Consider the following 17,345-nt stretch of genomic DNA (forward strand, 5'->3'; position numbering starts at 1 on the left):
CGACCGGCGGGGAAGCTTGCGATATCCCGGAGTCGGTCCGGCGTCAGCCGTCGCCCAGCTGTTGCTGCTCAATCTGGTAGGCCATGCCGATAACCAGAGCCTGAGCCAGACACAGACTGGATGTCAGCGAGCGGAATCCGCGCACCTCGCTTTCCTTGACGTCGAAATAGACGGAGGAAATAGGCGCCAGCGGACTCAGCCGGCTGTCAGTAATACTGATAATGGGAACGCCGTTTTCATAAGCCTTGATGACCGCTGCGCGGGTTTCCTGAGCGTAGGGGCTGTAGCTGATGGCTACCAGCACGTCGCTTTTGTCCAGAAACGACGCCTGCTCCTGCAACATGCCGCCGCTACCGTCGATCAAATACACTCTGCGTTTGATCTGACGCAGCGCGTAGGTGAGGTAAGACGCGACGGAGAAAGAGCGGCGCATGCCCAGAACATGGATGGCTTTGGCGTTATGCAGCAGCTTGATCGCGGCGTCCATGCTCTCGTCGGACACCATTTCCGGCAGATGCTCCAGACTGAGCAGATTGCCGTTTACGAATTCGTTGAGAATGGTGTGAGAGGTCACTTTGCCGGAATGGACCGGTTGCGCGCTGGAGAGACGAATGCGCTCGCGGTAACTGGTGCTGTTCTCCACCAGTTTCTGGCGGAACAGTTGCTGCATTTCGCTGAAACCATCGTAACCAAACGCCGCCGCGAAGCGTATCAGCGCAGAGGGCGTCACTTCCGCCTGCTCCGCAATGACGGACACCGTCTCCATCGCCACAGTGCTGGGATGGTCCATGACAAACTGCGCGATTTGCTTGAGCCGTTTGCTGAGATCGTTGTAGCGCTCAGTAATGGCCTGCTGCAGTTCTAGTAAGTTGGTGGGCTTAATCGCGGTGGACAATTCGATTCTCCGGCAATGAAAATGAAATACAGTGTCGCCAATCCTACAAGAAAATTTCAGTGCGGAGCGAGTGTAAATTCACTTCCAGATGGCGCTGAGACCGCGCCAGCGAGGCGATGCAAGAACAAACCAATGTTGTAAAAACGTGAAAATGGTTTTGGAATGGCTGGTTCAAGGCGTTCATGCGGCCCCCGGTTTATTGGCTTCTTGTTGTTCTACGGCGCTCCAATAATGGAACGTATGATCCATCCTATTTAAAAAAATATCGCTTTTCAAATTTTTTGTTCCAAAAAATATCAAAATGGAATTTTCCCTTCTTTTCCTGGATAACTTGTTTTATTCCGCCTATATAGGGGCTACGGCTGGCTTTTGCAGTTTGAAATGCTTTGTCTGAAATTAAAAATATTGAAATTTTTGTTTCGTTTGTGGAATGATTGTTTTAATCTTGATTCGCATTGGCCATAGCGGCGCCTGTCGCAACAGGTGGAGTTGCGCCCCGCGACCATCAAAACAACAATTTCCGTGTGATGCAGACGGTATCTAATTCGCAGGTGGGTATGAGCAAGAAGAAACTACGAATCGGCTTGATCGGTAGCGGTTATATGGGCAAGGCGCACGCGATAGCGTTTCGCTCCGCCCCCGCAGTATTTGAACTTTCAGCAGATATCGAGCTTGAGATGTTAGCGGATATCACGGCTGAGCAAGCGGCTGAAAAAGCGGCGGTAATGGGATTCAAGCGCTCTACCGGAGATTGGCGGGAGCTGGTGAGCGACCCTGATATCGACGTGGTGGATATCTGCTCCCCGAATTGGCTGCATAAAGAAATGGCGCTGGCGGCCATCGCCGCCGGCAAGCATGTCTATTCAGAGAAACCACTGGCCCTGAATGCGGCGGATGCGCGCATGATGACCGAAGCGGCGGAGCAAGCTGGGGTGAAGACGCTGGTGGGATTCAACTACGCCAAAAACCCCACCGTAAGCCTGGCCCGGGAAATCATTCTCAGCGGCGAACTGGGCGATATCGTCCATTTTCGCGGCACTCATAATGAAGACTATCTTTCTGACCCTGATGCGCCGTTCAGCTGGCGCCTGAAGAGAGAATTCTCCGGTTCCGGAACCCTGGGAGACATGGGGTCTCACATTATTAATATGGCGCAGTATCTGGTCGGCGACATCATTGAAGTGGTGGCGGATCTGAAAACTGTACACAAGAACCGCCCGATCGCCAACGCGCCCGGTGAGTTCGGCGAAGTGGAAAACGACGATCAGGTTCATCTGTTGGCGCGCTTCGCCAACGGCGCCCAGGGAACGTTGGAGTCCAGCCGCATCGCCTGCGGGCGCAAGAACTCGCTCTGGTTTGAGGTGACGGGAACCCTGGGCACATTGATTTATGATCAGGAACGGTTGAGCGAGCTGCAGTTTTATTCTCGCAAAGACGCTGGGCCACGGGAAGGTTTCCGCCGCATCTTAGTTGGCCCACAGCATCCAGATTACGCTAATTTCTGCGTGTCAGCGGGCCATGGTCTGGGCTACAACGATCAAAAGGTCGTGGAAGTGCGGGATCTGGTGGAGGGCCTGTGCGCAGAGCGCCCCATGTGGCCGCAGTTTCGCCATGCCTATGAAGTGAACCGGGTATTGGATGCGGTGGAGCTGTCTCATCAGGAGCGCCGCTGGGTCAGTATCGAGGAGATGGCTTGATGCGCTGGCGAGTCACAGGCCAGCAGGATTAATCATTCAACAAGTTTGTAGAGGAGTGCCCGATGTCGCATCTGTTACGCAAAGCCAGACGGGAGCAACAGCAACGTATTCACGTCACGCCGGAAAATGCATCCTGGAAATACGTGGGATTTCAGGCCCTTGTGTTGCAGGCGGGAGAAACCTGGGAAGGGGCGTTCGCCGACGCTGAATGCTGTCTGGTGCTGGTGGCGGGCAAAGCGACAGTGGAAGCCGGGGCGGAGACGTTTGCGGACATTGGCGAGCGCATGTCGCCCTTTGAAAAACTGCCGCCCTATGCGGTGTATATCCCGCCCGCCACGCGTATTCGCATCATTGCGCAAACGGATCTGGAAGTCGGTCTGGGTTTGTCCTCGCAGGTCTCCGGGCAGTATCCGGTGTGCCTGATCAAACCGGATCAGGTGGCGGTGATGAATCGCGGCGAGGGCTCCAATCTGCGCCGTATTCACAATATTCTGATGCTGGATCAACCGGCGGAGCGACTGCTGTTGACGGAAGTGTTCACGCCCAGCGGTAACTGGTCCAGCTATCCACCGCACAAACATGACTCTGATCGCCTGCCGGAAGAGTCTTATCTGGAAGAAACCTATTATCACCGCGTCAATCCAGTCCAGGGATTTGTATTTCAGCGAGTCTATAACGACGACCGTTCCCTGGATGAAACCATGTCCGTGTACGACGGCGATTGTGTGATCGTGCCTGAAGGCTATCACCCGGTCGGCGTGCCTCATGGTTATGAATCCTATTACCTCAACGTGATGGCGGGACCGGTTCGTGACTGGAAGTTTCACAACGACCCAGACCACGAGTGGATTCTGTCCTCATCATGAAGCCCTCTCGCTCGACCTGTAGAGCGTCATAGGCGCTTAGCCTATTAACATGGCAATAACATTGGCATGCTAATAATCAGGCGGCCACCTGTCCCGGTGGCTTTTTTTATTTACGCGGGGCCCCTCTTGTGAAAACGCCTGCGCCCCGGTAGCGTATATTCGAACGTTTTCCTTCGTATTATGCTGGCGGACAAGCTGCTATCTCTGATTTGTCAGAACAGAGCTGGACCTGTTCGTCTGGCGCTGTCCGCCGAGGCGGGGCTCCGCGCAGACGCATTCTGTGCTTGGTTTTATCGAAACAGAGGAGATCGGGCGATGACGATGGTGATTGATGAGGAGAAGATTGACGAAACCGTATTGGCTCTACTGCATCTGACGCTGCATCAGGGCAACCGGGCCTGGAAAGGTTTCGATTGGGAGGTCATGAACCGGCTCTACGAAAAAGGGCTGATCCACGACCCGGTAGGGAAAACCAAATCCGTCGCCTTGACCGAACGCGGCATGCAGGAATCCGAACGTTTGTTTCAGCGCTTGTTCGTCAGGGAAGAGCAGGACTAACCCCTGGCGCTTCATGCGGCCTTTATAAACGGTGAAAGAATTCCGGGCGTCCGCTGAACCACTCTATCAATAGTTCCTTGAAATAAATCAGCTTCTTCGGCTGATAGCGTTGGGCGGGAAACACCACGTACAGCGTGTGGGTGTGGGAAGGGTAATCCTCCAGCAGTCGCACCAGCCGCCCGCTTTGAATATCTTTATACGCTTCATAGAAAGGCAGTTTGGTGACGCCAAGTCCTTCCACCGCGCATTGCCGCATCATGGGATATTGATTGGCGGCGATCTCCGCCTGTATCGGCACGCTGATTTCACGCTCGGGGCCGGTAAAACGCCATTGGCTCAGTTGCTGATGCTGGTTGTGGGCGATGCAGGGAAAGCGCGTCAGCTCCTCCGGGGTTTCCGGTCTGCCATGGCGGGCGAGGAATTCCGGACTGGCGCAGATGGCGTCGACCATGGCGCCCAGTGGTCTCGCAACTAGGTAAGGGTCTGGTTGCGGCGTGGCGCGAATGGCGAGATCGAATTCCTCTGCGATCAGGTTGCGGCTCTCATTGGCGAGGTCGATTCGCACTTTTACCCGGGGATAACGCAACCGAAACAATTTGAGGATCTCCGGCATCATGGAAATGCCCAGAGAAACCGGACAGGTAAAACGCAGCACGCCAACCGTGTCCGCATTCAAATCATTCACCACCTCCGTCGCCTGGCGAAACAGCGCCTGAATTTCCGTGCTATAACGAAACAACGCTTCGCCGGCTTCCGTAAGCCGCAAGCTTCGGGTGGTGCGGTGCAGCAGTTGAGTCTGCAGCAACGCCTCCAACGCCTTGATCTGTTTGCTGACCTGAGACTTGGAGCTGTTCAGACTTGTGGCGGCCTGGGTGAAACTGCCGTCCTGCGCCACCTGATGAAAGGCGGCTATCAGGTCGAGATGAGTCAGTAAGTTCTGCATATTGTTTCTGTATGGAAACAGTGAGTTGGTTTTTAGTTAGATTATCCCGAAGGTGTTTTTCATTAAAGTGGATTTATCAACAATCAACATGGAGAAAGCACAATGAAAATCGTAGTGATCGGCGCCACAGGCACAATTGGCAAAGCGGTTGTAGAGAACCTTCAGGACCGGCATGAAGTGATCAAGGTCGGCAAGAGCCGCGGCGATTATCAGGTGGATATCGCTGATGAGGCTTCTATTCAGGCGCTGTTTGAGAAACTCGGTGAGTTTGACGCTCTGGTCAGCGCGACCGGCGACCTAGCGTTTGCGGCGCTGGGAGAAATGACCTCTGAGCAATGGAACGTTGGGTTGCGCAGTAAGCTGATGGGACAGATCAACCTGGTGCGTCATGGTTTGAAATATGTTCGCGATCAGGGTTCTTTCACACTGACCAGCGGCATTCTCAGCGTTGATCCTATCGCTTGGGGCGCAGCAGCTACTACGGTCAACGGCGCTCTGGAGCACTTCGCCGTGGCGGCGGCGATCGAAGCGCCTCGCGGGGTGCGTATTAACGTCGTCAGCCCGACAGTATTAACGGAATCCTGGGATAAGTACGGTTCATTTTTCCCAGGTGAAACGCCAGTGGACGCTGCAAAGGTGGCGAAGGCGTTCCAAAAATCCATAGAAGGCGCGCAGACTGGCAAAGTGATTTATCTGCGTGGCTAGAGCGCTATACTCTGGCCTCGAATGCGCTCGGAGTCTCGGACGCAAGTAGAGGGTCTTAATAGCCTGGCGGGGGACGTATGGATCGGCAGTTAGTGGTGAAATACTTGGCGGACGCGCCGGAAGCGGTTCCCGCCCTGGCGGCGTCTTTTGAGACGGAGTGGCCTGATTGGTACGGCCCACAGGGACCGGGTGACGCGGAAGCGGATTTACGTCAGTTTTGTTCCCGAGACGCCTTACCGGTGGGGATGGTCGCCTTTTGGGGCGGTGAGCTGGTCGGCGTGGCGGCATTGAAAGCGCAATCCATCGCCACGCATCCTCATCTTGGTCCCTGGGCGGCGGCGGGCTGGGTGAAGCCTGAACTGCGTCGGCGCGGATTAGGCGCAGCGCTTCTGACTGCGTTGGAAGGCGCGGCGTTAGCGCTGGGCTATAACAGACTCTATTGCGGCACGGCGACCTCCGCTTCGTTGATGCGCCGCTGTGGCTGGCGCTTTTTGGAAGAGTTGCACTATCACGGCGAAAAAGTGGGTCTGTACTGCAAAGCGCTTGGCGCCGCCGACGTTCCGGCGTCGTAAACGGCCATGGCCCTCAGACCCTAAAGAGCAGGCGAGTACTCCCCCCTCGGATCAACATACGCCTGCGTGCTGTTGATAGGGTTGTGCGTTACGACTTCCTCATGAACCTTCGGCTAATGCCTCCGGCGCATTGAGTTGCGCGCTGTAATTATTCCGGGATGACAACACAACCTTACTGCGTCCTCCTTCCTGGAACAGGGTCAGGATATTGTGGTGATTGGCGTCATCGGAAAAACTGCGAATATTCGCATCTATACGGCGAAAATCCTTAGGCGCGTTTTTCAGTTCAAACATAACCCGGGTTTCATGGTCGCCCAGATTGACGACGGTCGGCGTCAGCGTCATCTCGACCCCATCCGCCTTGAGTTTGATAGTGTCCAGCAGGTATTTCGTTAGTTGTCGCTCTCGTTCTTCACGAGTGAAGCGTGCGCCGCTGTGCTCCGTCTGTCGCTGACTTAGAGTGGTGGTGACGCTGGCTTGCGCGAGTACGGCGGTCAGCCGCCAGACATTGTCCTCTCCACGAGAGAGATTGAAGAACGACATGAACGGGTAGTGTGCGAAGGCCGACGGCGCTGATAACGCCAGCCAGAAAAACGTTAGAGCGAAAGTTTTATATCTGCGCATGGTCACTCCACGATTAACTGCTGTTTCGCCATGACGCCCTTCAGGCAGCGTGGGATATTGACGTCCTCCGCGGAGGAAGAGTGATAGTGATACATGCCGGTCGGATAATGGATGGTCGGGCCGAAATGACCGTTGCACTCATCCAGACCGGTTGGCGTGGCGCCGTTCATGTCCAGGTGGGTATAGATGGGATAGCCGTCCATGGCGTACGCCACCAGATCGCCGGAACCTTTCGGATAGACCGCCTCGCAGCGAACTTCGCCAATATGATGCTTGGCGTAAATCTCGTTAATGGTTTCCGGGAAAATATGGGAATGATAGAACCCTTCGTTGATATGCCCGCCGCAGGCGTCCAGGGCAGGCATACTGCCAACGCCGGTGGGCGCGCCGGGAATGCCGTTGGCCACTGAGGGCGGTAAGCCGTTGATGGGCATCCCGATCAGGGATAAGCCGACAATTTTGGAAGCGTCGTCCATGGGTGTGGATTCCTGAGCATGCCAGGAGAAGACGGGAATCATGTACGAAAGTTGCAGGGTATTGTCGGGCTCAACCTCAATGCAGTAGGACAAATCGGGGTCCAGGTTGGGTATTTCTCCGGTTTTGATCATGATGAAACGGATGTTGCCGTCGTCGTCCACGATATCGTAGCCGTCCGCCTCCATGTCTTCGAACAAGTCTCTTTTCAGAACGCGCAAACCGGGATTGGTCGCCCCGTCATAAGGATAAACGCCGCCGATATCATTGATGGTTTCCGGACAATAAGGACCGTTTTCCACCGGGTTGCTTTTGACTTTCAGCTTGTAGCACAAGGATTGGTAGCCGTTCTTTAATTCACAGCGCTCTATGGAGATATCCTCCAGGAAGTGCTCTTTGTCGAAATAGGAGGGAATCAAAGCGGGAAAGAAATACCCTCTCCCTGATTGCATTTCCTGAGCGTGGATCGCAGGGGCGCAGACTCCTGTCAGTGCAGCGGTGAGTCCGGCGGCAAATGTGGCGTAGCGAATGGAGATTGAGCGTATTTTCATATCAGTTCCCTTTGTTGGCTGCTGAATAGTTCCTGTATGTGAGCGCTTGCTATATCTCTGTGGCGAGTGGGGTCGCCTTTCTTGTTATGACGAATTGGTTGTAACGAACCGATCGGATCGCGCCTGCTGCTTGCGGCTAGCCTGGAGGAGATAGGGATGTCGGCATAATGATTTCCTTGTTAGCGCTTGGCTTGGCTGTTCCTTTGCTCCCGACGCTGATGTGAGGTGTGACGACAATCAGATTGATGTTCGGGATAAGCGAATTATTTCGAAGGAGAGGTTAACGACTGGTTAATTTGCAGGCAGAAAATGTACGCAAGGAATGTTAGGGCGTGTTGACGTTTCGTCATAGGTGATAGATAGGCGCAAACTCGTCATATTGCGGTTCCCACACCAACAACAAGACGAGTTTGCGATGCCCCGATTGATGCTCAGTGACGAGCTTTGGTCGAAGCTGAAAGAGATCATGCTGCAAGAGCGAATCTATAACAAGCCCACACTACGAATGATGGTGGAAGGCATGTTGTACCGAATGCGGACGGGGTGTCCCTGGCGAGACTTGCCAGGGCAGTTTGGCGACTGGAATTCGGTGTTCAAAAAATTCAATTCCTGGTCTGCCCAAGGCAAGTGGTTGAGGATCTTCCGGGGCTTGATCCGCGAGCCGGATTTGGAATGGGAGTTTATTGATGGCAGCTATGTGAAGGCCCATCAGCACAGCGCAGGAGCCTGCACGGAAGAGTCTCAGGCGATTGGTAAGAGTCGGGCGGGCAATACCACGAAAGTGCATCTGGCCGTGGATGCCTATGGTCTTCCTGTGGAATTTGAGATCACAGGAGGCGAAGTCAATGACTGTACGGCAGCGGCGGAGTTGATTGAAAAGCTTCCCTTGTCAGAAGCGGTTGTCGGAGACAAAGGCTACGACAGTGAACGAGTGCGGGCACAGATCGAAAGGAAGGGAGCCAGGGCCGTGATACCGAGAAAGCGAAACTCTGTCAAAGGCAATGACGATATGGATTGGGGTTTATACAAGTGTCGCCATTTGGTGGAGAACGCCTTCGCCCGACTCAAGCAGTACCGGGCCATCGCGACGAGGTATGACAAGTTGAAGAGGAACTATGAAAGTATGGTAGCCATGGCTTGTGGGTATTTATGGCTGCCGATGTGAAACGTCAACAGACCCTAGGGAACCTCTGAAAAACTACCTGCGTCGCCATTGCGGCGTCAAAAATCGGCTCAAAATGCTCATTTATTCACGATAAACTGCGCTTTTTCGCCGACTTTTTCCTTGCATTGGCGGCCTCGCCGACGTTTTTCAGAGGCTCCTTAGGAAATGAAAGAAGACTATTTAACGAAGAAAGCCAAACACCAAAACGAGGGGGTTAAGCGCGGCGGTAGATCGCTAACTCTCTTTGGGTGCGATCAGTATCTGAATCCGCAATCGACTGGATCGTGCGCAGGCTTGCAAGATAATGGCTCGGCAGTTGCAACGCATCTGCGCCTCGCAGCACATGCTCCAGATACCAGTCGAATGGGAAAAGGTTCGCGTCAGTGAGTGTTGCAACGTAAGTGAGCGCTTGCATAACGGCGCCGCTTTCCGTCGTTATCCATAGATTAGTAGGGTCATAACCCTTGCCTGCGCCCTCGACGAGATCAAGAGCGTGTCGCTCTTGTTGGTTAATCTGGAAGAGACCGCCGTAGACGATGTCTTCATTATTTCCGGTATGAAAAATATCGCACTTGGCGGAGCCATCCTTTCCAACTTTATGAAAACGCAGTTGATAACCCGTTAACCGGCCCGTGCTCAAGAAGCGGGCGCTAGGCGTGCGGCCGCGCAACCGGAGCAGGGACATGTTGGATCCATAAGCGAAGTAGTCAAAGCGGGGCGGGGCAGCCATATCAAAACTGGATGAACTTCTGAATCAGCATCGGCTCGTATCCGAACAGGGCGCTGAGATGATGCAGGTAGGCATGCTGGCCTTGCCCCTGCCAGACATCGCTGATTTGCTGACGTATTTGTCCATAACGCTCCAACATGACAGCGGTGTCGTCGGACTGCAAGGGAATGTCCTCGCCAAATGATTGAATCAACGCTAGCCAGTGGGCGCTGACGCCCATGATGAAGTATGGCCAGGATTTTTGCAGGTGGGGCTCCCAGTTGCGATCACTGGTGGCCTGCAAGTCCGAAGTCAGATCGCGGTAGCCGCATTTGATCACCAGCTGATTGAGATCGCCGCTTTGTAGAAGTTGTGCGACGACTGGCGAACTCTCCAAGCCCTTGAAGACGCGGCCAGCGGTGTTCGGATCTGTATAAAACAGCAGGCTGAACTGGTGACCAGCGGCGTCCGGCGCGGCGCGGCGATGAAAGCGCCACAACGGCAAAGCGCCTGCATGTTGCGCCAACACGGGCGCGACGACCTGATCCGCCAACAGTAAATCCATATTCCAGTTGGGATCGCCGTTATCGTCGAAAGGCATTTTAAAACAGGCGCGCCACCAGAATTGCTCCTGCGTTGGCGTAATGGGATGAACGCCCGGCGTCGCCAAACCTGGTTTGCTTTGCGTGGGTTGATGAGCGCAGGCGGCCAGCCCCAGCAGGATCAATAAAGCCGCCATAAGTCGCAGGATCGACGCGGCGGCTGCCCATCCCGCCGGGTTGAGCTTGCGCATAGCGAACTGTGGCGCCGCTGGGGTGGCTGTCTGCATGACGGACTCCTGTGGTTGGCTTAGGCGCCGTAGTTGCTCAGCGCGTCCCGCAGCGCGGCAATCAGATCATCGCGAATTTCCTGCGGCTCCATCACATTGCACTCCGCGCCCAGATTCATCAACCAGTTCCGCAGCTGGATGGTGCGCCGCACTTTGGCCGTAAGAATGTAAGAACCGCTCTCGTCAGTGGCCGGTTTGATTTTCTGGTCCACGGCGATGGGGTTTTCGCTCAGATCGGATATCAGGTTACTGTAGGGATTAGCCGGCGTGATGCGCAGCTTCATGGAGTAAACTGAGTTGTCTTCCGGGTCGATGAACACGTCCATCTTGCCTGCTTCCAGATAATCCCGCAGCCGGAATTTCTTCGGCACGCGGGAGCTGCGTTGATCCATGGTGATGCGTTCGATCTTATGCAGCAGGAAGTGGCGGTAGGCGCCGGGGGTGTCGATGTCCTCGTCCTTTTTCGCCACCAGATAGATTTTCGGCAACAGAATCGCAACGCCGAAGGGATGGGCGCGATACTCCTTGCCGCGATAGGTGAACAACACCTGCTTGTTTTTCAGAATGGCGCGATAGATCGTGTCCAGATGCTCGATATCGAAATCCGCCGGTTGCAGACGCTGGCCGCGCTGATAGAACTCCACGGAATCGCGCAGACGGTTGTACAACTGCGGCGACAGGGATTTCTCCGACTGCTCCAGACGCTCCTCCGCCTGGGCGAAAAATCGCTCCAGCTCGGATAAGGTGTTGCGCGGCAGCAGGTTGGACAGGTGCTTTTTGGCCATGGCGAAGGCGATAGCCATGTACTGAGGCATCTTCTCGTAGTCGTATTGCAGGGTGGAGTAGGGGTCGAGTTTCCATAGTAGGCTCTTGCCCACGCCCCTTACCACTTCCAGGCCAAACTCGTTGCCGGGTTCGTCGTCTTCGTCCTCCATTTCGTTTTTGCCGTACAGGAAATTCATGTCGCGCTGGATCAGGCGCTTCTGTGAATTTGGATCGCCGCCCTCTTCCATGTAGTCCGCGGAAATCAGGTGATTAATGATTTCTTCGGTGGATTTGGGCGTTCTGGCCGATTTCAGATAAGCCAGGATGGATAAGCGGCGTAGAAAAGTTCTCATCAGTTCCCCATAAAAACTTTGCGAAGACTAAAGAATACATTCTTTTGCGACATCAATGGTCGTTTTACTTCCTAATCTAACTCCTGTAGACGAAATAAACCATCTCGGGAGAAAGAAAAATGTATAGAGTCAATGCGTTTACCCAAAAAGGAGCCAAATTCCGCTTCCGTATCCAGAGCGAAAGCGTCGCCGACTTGCATGACATCCTGGATCGCATCTTCGAAGGTCGCAAAATGCGCCTGGTTGTCGTTGAACCGGTAGTATGACGAATGGCTCTCCCTCTCCGGGGCTGGCGCGTCGTCTGCAGTAGCCGCCTCCCCGGACATTTCCCGATTCGCCTCGGGTAAGCGGCGACTCCATAGTAAAAATTCCCCTCCCGCCACTCAAGTTATTGATTACGCATTTGTAAGCGCTTGTAACTTTTCACCGGCATTAAAAATTTTACTGTTATTCCGCAAGCTAGATCTGTACAATTAGCGACCATTTTTTATTCACTGCAAAGCAGCCCCCCTGATAGGTCCCGAATTAATGTCTTCAACTGATTCTGCAACCGCGCTGTCGAAAGATTTCGCTTCTCTTGGTTTATCTGATTCTCTTTTGTCCGCTCTTAAAGACGTGGGTTATGAGCAACCCTCACCGATCCAGGAGCAAAGTATTCCCCTGTTGCTGCAGGGCGAGAGCATTTTAGGGGTGGCGCAGACTGGTACCGGCAAGACAGCGGCTTTCGCTCTGCCGTTGTTAGAAAGACTGGATCCGAAAATTCAGTCTCCACAAATTATCGTGCTGGCTCCCACCCGGGAACTGGCGATCCAGGTAGCGGAAGCATTCAAGAGCTATTCCCGTTACCTGCCTGACTTCACAGTGCTGCCGATCTACGGCGGTCAGGATATGCGCGGACAATTGCGCTCCCTGAAGCGCGGCGTGCAAGTTATTGTCGGCACGCCTGGCCGTGTGTTGGACCATTTGCAGCGCAAGAGCCTGGATTTGTCGCAAATCCGCGCAGTCGTACTGGACGAAGCTGACGAAATGCTGCGCATGGGCTTTATCGACGACGTTGAAGAAATCCTCTCCAACGCGCCCGGCGAATGCCAATACGCGCTGTTCTCTGCGACCATGCCTCCCGCCATCAAGCGCGTGGCGGAAAAATATCTGAAAGGGGCGAAAGAAGTTCGCATCGCCGCCAAGACTTCCACCGTTGAGCGCATCAGCCAGCACGTATTGATGGTTGATAACTCTCATAAGCTGGACGCGCTGACCCGCGTGCTGGAAGTCGAAAACTTCGAAGGCATGATCATTTTCGTGCGCACCAAGTCCGCCACCACGGAACTGGCTGAAAAGCTGCAGGCGCGTGGTTACGCCGCTGAAGCGCTGAATGGCGATCAGACGCAGAAGATTCGTGAGCAGACCATCGACCGTCTGAAGAAAGGCCGTCTGGATATCGTTGTCGCCACTGACGTGGCTGCGCGCGGTCTTGACGTAGAGCGTATCGGTCTGGTTCTGAACTACGACATTCCTTACGACACCGAAGCCTACGTTCACCGTATCGGCCGTACCGGCCGCGCTGGTCGTGAAGGCAAGGCGATCCTGTTCGCAGCGCCGAAAGAGCGTCGCTTGCTGCGCGCGATCGAAATGGCCACCAAGCAACCGCTGACCCCTTATGAAGCGCCTTCCGCTGAGAAGATCAGTGAGCAGCGCATCCAGCAGTTCCAGGAAAACCTGCACCGCACTCTGGACGGCCAGGATCTGGAGTCCATGAAAAAGGTCGTGCTGGACTTCTGTCAGGAAAATGAGTTGTCGCTGGAAGTCGTCGCCGCCGCGCTGGCGTTCCGTCTGCAGGTGGAACAGCCTTTGTTCCCGATTCTGAAAGACCTGCCGAAGCTGGATAAAGACTTCCGTGGTCGCGATCGTGACCGTGATGGCCGTGGTCGCAATCCTCGTGATCGCGATCGTCGTGGTCGTGAAGGCCGCGAGGGGCGCGAAGGTCGTGATTCGCGTCGCGACGACGGCATACCGAGAGAGCGTTACCGCATCGAAGTGGGCCGCTCCCACGACGTTAGCCCTGGTGATATCGTCGGCGCCATCGCGAACGAAGCGAACATTGAAAGCAAGTACATTGGCCACATCGCCATTTACGACAACTTCAGTACTGTTGAGCTACCAGAAGGCATGCCGAAAGAAGTGCTTCAGCACCTGCAGAAAGTACGCATTCGTCAGCAGCTGATCAACATGAAGCCGGACGCCGGTAAGCCAGAGCGTAAGCCTCGCAGCGGTCGTGGCGGTCCTCGTCCCGCTAAACGTCCACGCTCTTAAGCGCTAGTCCGCTAATCTAAAGCGGCCATAAATACCAGTGGGACGGCGCCTCGCCTCCCACTGGTATTTATGATCTCCTGCAACACTCCCATCTCTTCATATCCTTTCTTTCTTATTAGCTTTATTGCCTCGGCAACAGCGCTTATCCACTGATGATATTGATCCGTCTATCAACGACGTCATTGCTCCTTGCACAGCGAAGCAACCTGTACGTCGCTGTTTGGATGGGAATTTGAGCTGGAGTTGAAATGGAAACAAGAGGCGGGGACGACGACAAGAGCGTCAGATTGATCTACGAGGAATGCGCCGGCCTGTGACTGTGACGACGGGCCGACGCTCCTATAATGGCATGGGCTTGTGAATGTGATAGCCCTGTACGAAATCCACATCGAGACTTCTCAGTCGTTCCACGGTTTCCTCATTCTCCACGAACTCCGCTACTACGTTCAGGCCCATAATATGGGCGACTTCAGTGATGGAGCGGACCATGGCCAAGTCTACGGGATCACTGAGGATGTCGCGGACGAAGCTGCCGTCAATCTTCAGGGAATTCACCGGCAGGCTTTTCAGGTACGAATAGGACGAGAAGCCGCTGCCGAAGTCATCCAGAGCGAATTTGATGCCTTTGGCGCGCATGTTCTGCACCAGCGCGGTGGTTTCCACCAGGCTGGAGATGGCGGAACTCTCTGTGATTTCAAAGCAGACTTTATCCAGGGGAATGCTGTACTTGCTGAATGCGGACAGCAGAAAATCGGCGAATTCCGAGTCGTTGATGGTCTGGCTGCTCAGGTTGATGTTGACCTGACTCAGCCGCTCTATTTGCCCAGGCCGCGCATGCAGCCACTTAAAGTAGGCGTCAATGACCCAGCGGTCCAAAGAGCGGATGATATTGTAGCGTTCGGCCGCCGGCAGGAAGGCGCCGGGAGGAAGAATGTCCGCCCCTTGCTTTAAGCGCACCAGAATTTCATAACGTTCGCCGCACAATTCCGGTTTCAACGCGCCGATATTCTGCTTGTAGAGCACCAACTGGTTCTGCTTGATAGCTTCCTGCAGCGCAGTAACCACCTGCATCTCGCTTTGACGGCGAATGATTTCCCCGGTCTTTTCGTTATGCACGATGATGCGGTTGCGGCCGGCGTCTTTGGCGGCGTAACAGGCGGTGTCGGCTAGGCTGAAGATTTCCTCGATGGAGGGCGTCGCCGCTGTAATCGGCACAATGCCGATGCTGACGCCGACACTGAACACTTTCTCTTTCAAGGCGAAGCGGAATTCGCTGACTTCGTTACGTAAGCGATGGGCGATCTCCGACGCCTTTTCTATGCCGCAGCGCTCCAACAGAATGCCGAACTCATCTCCGCCCAGGCGGGCGAGAGAGTCGCGCTCCCGCAGATGCTGACGGAACATGACGGCGATCTGGCGCAGGAGTTCGTCGCCGGCGGCGTGGCCGCTGGTGTCGTTGACGATCTTGAACTGATCCAGATCCATGAACAGCAGCGCATGGTGCAGCCCTTGCTCACGAGAGCGCAGCAAGGCGCTGTTGAGACGGTATTCAAACTCAGTACGGTTGAGCAGGCCGGTCAAGGGATCGTGACGGGCCAGATAATGCAACTGCTGCTCGTTCTCTTTTTTCTCTGTGATGTCGACAATGGAGCCTTCCACAAAACCGGGACCGCCGGGCGTGACGATCTGACGGGCGAAGATGGTGGCCCAGAACTGTTTACCGTCGAGACGTTGGCAACGGGCCTCGAATCCGAACACATGGCCGTACTGCTTCAGCGACAGGAAGAACAGGCGACGGGTGTCTTCCTGAAGGGGAATCATGCCAGTCAGGTCGCGGGTATTGCTGACCAGCTCCTTCTCATTGCGCGCCCCCAGTAACTGCGCGAACGCCGGATTACAGGCCATCAGGGCGCCTTTTGCGTCCAGACGAAACATGCCTTCCAGGGAGTTTTCGTAGATGGCGCGGTACTTCTCCAGGTTTTCTGTCGCCTGCAACTGCGCGAACTCGCGCGCTGACTTTTCGCCTTTCAGGCGATCGGCTAACGCCAGACTGAGCGCCAACACCATGCCGACGACGCCGAATTGGGTGGCGTGCCCAGTCAGACCGTTTAGCGGCAACAGCCCGATTTTGCCTGCGCAGAACACTAAAGACGCGAATACCAGAAAGGTGTAGGCCAGGGTGAAGTATCGGGCTGGACGGAAGTTGGAGCGCAGCAGGTACAACCCGGTGAAGTAGCCGAACATCGGCGTCACCGCGATGTTGAACAGGGATAGCTTGAGCATGGCTGTACTGGAGGCGAAAAACGCCAGCGCCGCACACAACAAGCACCAGGCGGCGATGTGCACGAAGCCTTGCGCAATGGCCGGCAGACGCTCCGGCAATGACAGAAAACTACGGGTGAACAGCGCCAGCGCCGCTAGACAGAGGTTGATGAAAAACATCAGACTCTTGTCGTTCCATACGGGGTTGTCCGGCCAGAAATACGCGTACGCCATCCCGCACAGCGTCGCCTCCGCCAGAGCGTAACTGGCCAGCGCGGCGGTGAAGTACAGATACCCTTTGTCGCGCAGGAACAGGAATAGCATCAGGTTATACGCCGCCATGATGCCGATGATGCCCAGCAATGCGCCGGACAGACTGGCTTCTTTGTGATTGTAGGCGGTGAACTGGGACGGCTCCCACAGGCTCATGGGGACCTGGATAGACGAGGTGGCGTCGATCTTTATGATCACCTCATAGCCCGTATCTCCGGCCAATTGCAGGGGGAAGACAAAGTGCGGGTGATTGATCGGACGATCATGAAATGGCCGCTGATCGCCGCTGCTGATGGCGTATTCCGGTTGGGTTTCGCCGGCCCGGAACAGGAATAGCTCAATGTTATCCAGCAGTGGGTTGCCCAGGCTGAGAAACAGTTCGCGGCTATCGCTGCTGCGATTTAAAAGATTGAACGCGAACCAGTGCTCTTTGCCGCTAAAGCCGAAGTTGATCTGCGACGCGGAGACCGTTGGCGCTGTACGCAGAGCCTGTCGCGCTTGCTCCAGTGGCGAAGAGCCGATCTCGGTGGCGAAGTGATGAACCTGTGGAATGGTTGGCGGAAACTCGCCAGCATACACATTCACATCGTCGGCGCTCGCGTGCAATGACATCAAGCAAAACAACGCCATAGCGACAACGGCTGACAGCGCGTTCGCAAGGCGTGGCATGGGAAATATCTGAAAAATTAACGAACGCCGGCTCATACCTGGGATACTGCAATGGAAGGCCACTAAAATAGGCGATGCAGCGTTCCGTTAAAAGCGGCAAACGTGAACAACTGTAATATCAGACG

16 protein-coding genes are annotated in these 17,345 nt (G+C 54.9%); 7 read left to right on the top strand and 9 right to left on the bottom strand.

Going from position 1 to position 17,345, the window contains the following annotated elements:
* Positions 1-43: 43 nt before the first annotated feature.
* On the bottom strand, positions 44-895 hold the full coding sequence (locus tag O5O45_RS31295; protein WP_305903158.1) for a MurR/RpiR family transcriptional regulator: 852 nt from the start codon (positions 893-895) through the stop codon (positions 44-46).
* A gap of 557 nt (positions 896-1,452) precedes the next feature.
* Between O5O45_RS31295 and O5O45_RS31300 the strand changes: the two genes are divergently transcribed.
* From O5O45_RS31300 to O5O45_RS31310, 3 genes are all read left to right on the top strand, one after another.
* Positions 1,453-2,592, top strand: coding sequence for a Gfo/Idh/MocA family protein (locus O5O45_RS31300; protein WP_305903159.1), 1,140 nt, complete (start codon positions 1,453-1,455; stop codon positions 2,590-2,592).
* A 62-nt stretch (positions 2,593-2,654) separates the two neighbouring features.
* The gene (gene iolB, locus O5O45_RS31305) at positions 2,655-3,458 is read left to right on the top strand and encodes a 5-deoxy-glucuronate isomerase (RefSeq protein ID WP_305903160.1); all 804 of its coding nucleotides are present in this window, start codon (positions 2,655-2,657) and stop codon (positions 3,456-3,458) included.
* A 315-nt stretch (positions 3,459-3,773) separates the two neighbouring features.
* Positions 3,774-4,016 (top strand): DUF6429 family protein, encoded by a 243-nt coding sequence (locus tag O5O45_RS31310; RefSeq protein ID WP_305903161.1) that lies wholly within the window; start codon positions 3,774-3,776, stop codon positions 4,014-4,016.
* A 22-nt stretch (positions 4,017-4,038) separates the two neighbouring features.
* Here the strand turns inward: O5O45_RS31310 and O5O45_RS31315 are convergent, their stop codons facing one another.
* Positions 4,039-4,959: a LysR family transcriptional regulator gene (locus tag O5O45_RS31315; protein WP_305903162.1), complete on the bottom strand. Its 921-nt coding sequence runs from the start codon at positions 4,957-4,959 to the stop codon at positions 4,039-4,041.
* Positions 4,960-5,061: 102 nt separating this feature from the next.
* Between O5O45_RS31315 and O5O45_RS31320 the strand changes: the two genes are divergently transcribed.
* Together O5O45_RS31320 and O5O45_RS31325 are read left to right on the top strand one after the other, a co-directional pair.
* Positions 5,062-5,664, top strand: a complete 603-nt coding sequence (locus O5O45_RS31320) for a short chain dehydrogenase (protein WP_305903163.1) — start codon at positions 5,062-5,064, stop codon at positions 5,662-5,664.
* A 77-nt stretch (positions 5,665-5,741) separates the two neighbouring features.
* Entirely contained in the window at positions 5,742-6,236 is a 495-nt protein-coding gene (locus O5O45_RS31325; RefSeq protein WP_305903164.1) for a GNAT family N-acetyltransferase, read from the top strand.
* Positions 6,237-6,335: 99 nt separating this feature from the next.
* On the opposite strand, the gene O5O45_RS31330 is transcribed toward O5O45_RS31325, so the two are convergent.
* Together O5O45_RS31330 and O5O45_RS31335 are read right to left on the bottom strand one after the other, a co-directional pair.
* Positions 6,336-6,860 carry a hypothetical protein gene (locus O5O45_RS31330; RefSeq protein WP_305903165.1) on the bottom strand — a complete coding sequence of 175 codons (525 nt, stop codon included), beginning with the start codon at positions 6,858-6,860 and terminating at the stop codon, positions 6,336-6,338.
* Between the two features lie 2 nt (positions 6,861-6,862).
* The gene (locus tag O5O45_RS31335; protein ID WP_305903166.1) at positions 6,863-7,885 is read right to left on the bottom strand and encodes a YHYH protein; all 1,023 of its coding nucleotides are present in this window, start codon (positions 7,883-7,885) and stop codon (positions 6,863-6,865) included.
* Between the two features lie 415 nt (positions 7,886-8,300).
* Between O5O45_RS31335 and O5O45_RS31340 the strand changes: the two genes are divergently transcribed.
* Positions 8,301-9,050, top strand: coding sequence for an IS5 family transposase (locus O5O45_RS31340; protein WP_305902294.1), 750 nt, complete (start codon positions 8,301-8,303; stop codon positions 9,048-9,050).
* A gap of 214 nt (positions 9,051-9,264) precedes the next feature.
* Here the strand turns inward: O5O45_RS31340 and O5O45_RS31345 are convergent, their stop codons facing one another.
* From O5O45_RS31345 to O5O45_RS31360, 4 genes are all read right to left on the bottom strand, one after another.
* Positions 9,265-9,780 carry a gamma-glutamylcyclotransferase family protein gene (locus O5O45_RS31345; protein WP_305903167.1) on the bottom strand — a complete coding sequence of 172 codons (516 nt, stop codon included), beginning with the start codon at positions 9,778-9,780 and terminating at the stop codon, positions 9,265-9,267.
* Position 9,781: 1 nt separating this feature from the next.
* Positions 9,782-10,588, bottom strand: coding sequence for a hypothetical protein (locus O5O45_RS31350; protein ID WP_305903168.1), 807 nt, complete (start codon positions 10,586-10,588; stop codon positions 9,782-9,784).
* A gap of 20 nt (positions 10,589-10,608) precedes the next feature.
* Positions 10,609-11,706 carry a helix-turn-helix transcriptional regulator gene (locus O5O45_RS31355; RefSeq protein WP_305903169.1) on the bottom strand — a complete coding sequence of 366 codons (1,098 nt, stop codon included), beginning with the start codon at positions 11,704-11,706 and terminating at the stop codon, positions 10,609-10,611.
* A 71-nt stretch (positions 11,707-11,777) separates the two neighbouring features.
* Positions 11,778-12,032, bottom strand: a complete 255-nt coding sequence (locus O5O45_RS31360) for a hypothetical protein (protein ID WP_305903170.1) — start codon at positions 12,030-12,032, stop codon at positions 11,778-11,780.
* A gap of 202 nt (positions 12,033-12,234) precedes the next feature.
* Between O5O45_RS31360 and O5O45_RS31365 the strand changes: the two genes are divergently transcribed.
* Positions 12,235-14,016, top strand: a complete 1,782-nt coding sequence (locus tag O5O45_RS31365) for a DEAD/DEAH box helicase (protein ID WP_305903171.1) — start codon at positions 12,235-12,237, stop codon at positions 14,014-14,016.
* Between the two features lie 339 nt (positions 14,017-14,355).
* Here O5O45_RS31365 and O5O45_RS31370 read toward each other — a convergent pair whose 3' ends face one another.
* Positions 14,356-17,220 (bottom strand): EAL domain-containing protein, encoded by a 2,865-nt coding sequence (locus O5O45_RS31370; RefSeq protein WP_305903172.1) that lies wholly within the window; start codon positions 17,218-17,220, stop codon positions 14,356-14,358.
* Positions 17,221-17,345: the final 125 nt, after the last annotated feature.

The sequence above is a fragment of the Hahella sp. HNIBRBA332 genome (assembly GCF_030719035.1).
Taxonomy (GTDB): Bacteria; Pseudomonadota; Gammaproteobacteria; order Pseudomonadales; family Oleiphilaceae; genus Hahella.

Excerpts from the sequence above, each read along its gene's own strand:
- O5O45_RS31300 (WP_305903159.1), top strand. The coding sequence starts at position 1,453 with ATGAGCAAGAAGAAACTACGAATCGGCTTGATCGGTAGCGGTTATATG.
- iolB (WP_305903160.1), top strand. The coding sequence starts at position 2,655 with ATGTCGCATCTGTTACGCAAAGCCAGACGGGAGCAACAGCAACGTATT.
- O5O45_RS31310 (WP_305903161.1), top strand. The coding sequence starts at position 3,774 with ATGACGATGGTGATTGATGAGGAGAAGATTGACGAAACCGTATTGGCT.
- O5O45_RS31315 (WP_305903162.1), bottom strand. The coding sequence starts at position 4,959 with ATGCAGAACTTACTGACTCATCTCGACCTGATAGCCGCCTTTCATCAG.
- O5O45_RS31320 (WP_305903163.1), top strand. The coding sequence starts at position 5,062 with ATGAAAATCGTAGTGATCGGCGCCACAGGCACAATTGGCAAAGCGGTT.
- O5O45_RS31325 (WP_305903164.1), top strand. The coding sequence starts at position 5,742 with ATGGATCGGCAGTTAGTGGTGAAATACTTGGCGGACGCGCCGGAAGCG.
- O5O45_RS31330 (WP_305903165.1), bottom strand. The coding sequence starts at position 6,860 with ATGCGCAGATATAAAACTTTCGCTCTAACGTTTTTCTGGCTGGCGTTA.
- O5O45_RS31335 (WP_305903166.1), bottom strand. The coding sequence starts at position 7,885 with ATGAAAATACGCTCAATCTCCATTCGCTACGCCACATTTGCCGCCGGA.
- O5O45_RS31340 (WP_305902294.1), top strand. The coding sequence starts at position 8,301 with ATGCCCCGATTGATGCTCAGTGACGAGCTTTGGTCGAAGCTGAAAGAG.
- O5O45_RS31345 (WP_305903167.1), bottom strand. The coding sequence starts at position 9,780 with ATGGCTGCCCCGCCCCGCTTTGACTACTTCGCTTATGGATCCAACATG.
- O5O45_RS31350 (WP_305903168.1), bottom strand. The coding sequence starts at position 10,588 with ATGCAGACAGCCACCCCAGCGGCGCCACAGTTCGCTATGCGCAAGCTC.
- O5O45_RS31355 (WP_305903169.1), bottom strand. The coding sequence starts at position 11,706 with ATGAGAACTTTTCTACGCCGCTTATCCATCCTGGCTTATCTGAAATCG.
- O5O45_RS31360 (WP_305903170.1), bottom strand. The coding sequence starts at position 12,032 with ATGTCCGGGGAGGCGGCTACTGCAGACGACGCGCCAGCCCCGGAGAGG.
- O5O45_RS31365 (WP_305903171.1), top strand. The coding sequence starts at position 12,235 with ATGTCTTCAACTGATTCTGCAACCGCGCTGTCGAAAGATTTCGCTTCT.
- O5O45_RS31370 (WP_305903172.1), bottom strand. The coding sequence starts at position 17,220 with ATGCCACGCCTTGCGAACGCGCTGTCAGCCGTTGTCGCTATGGCGTTG.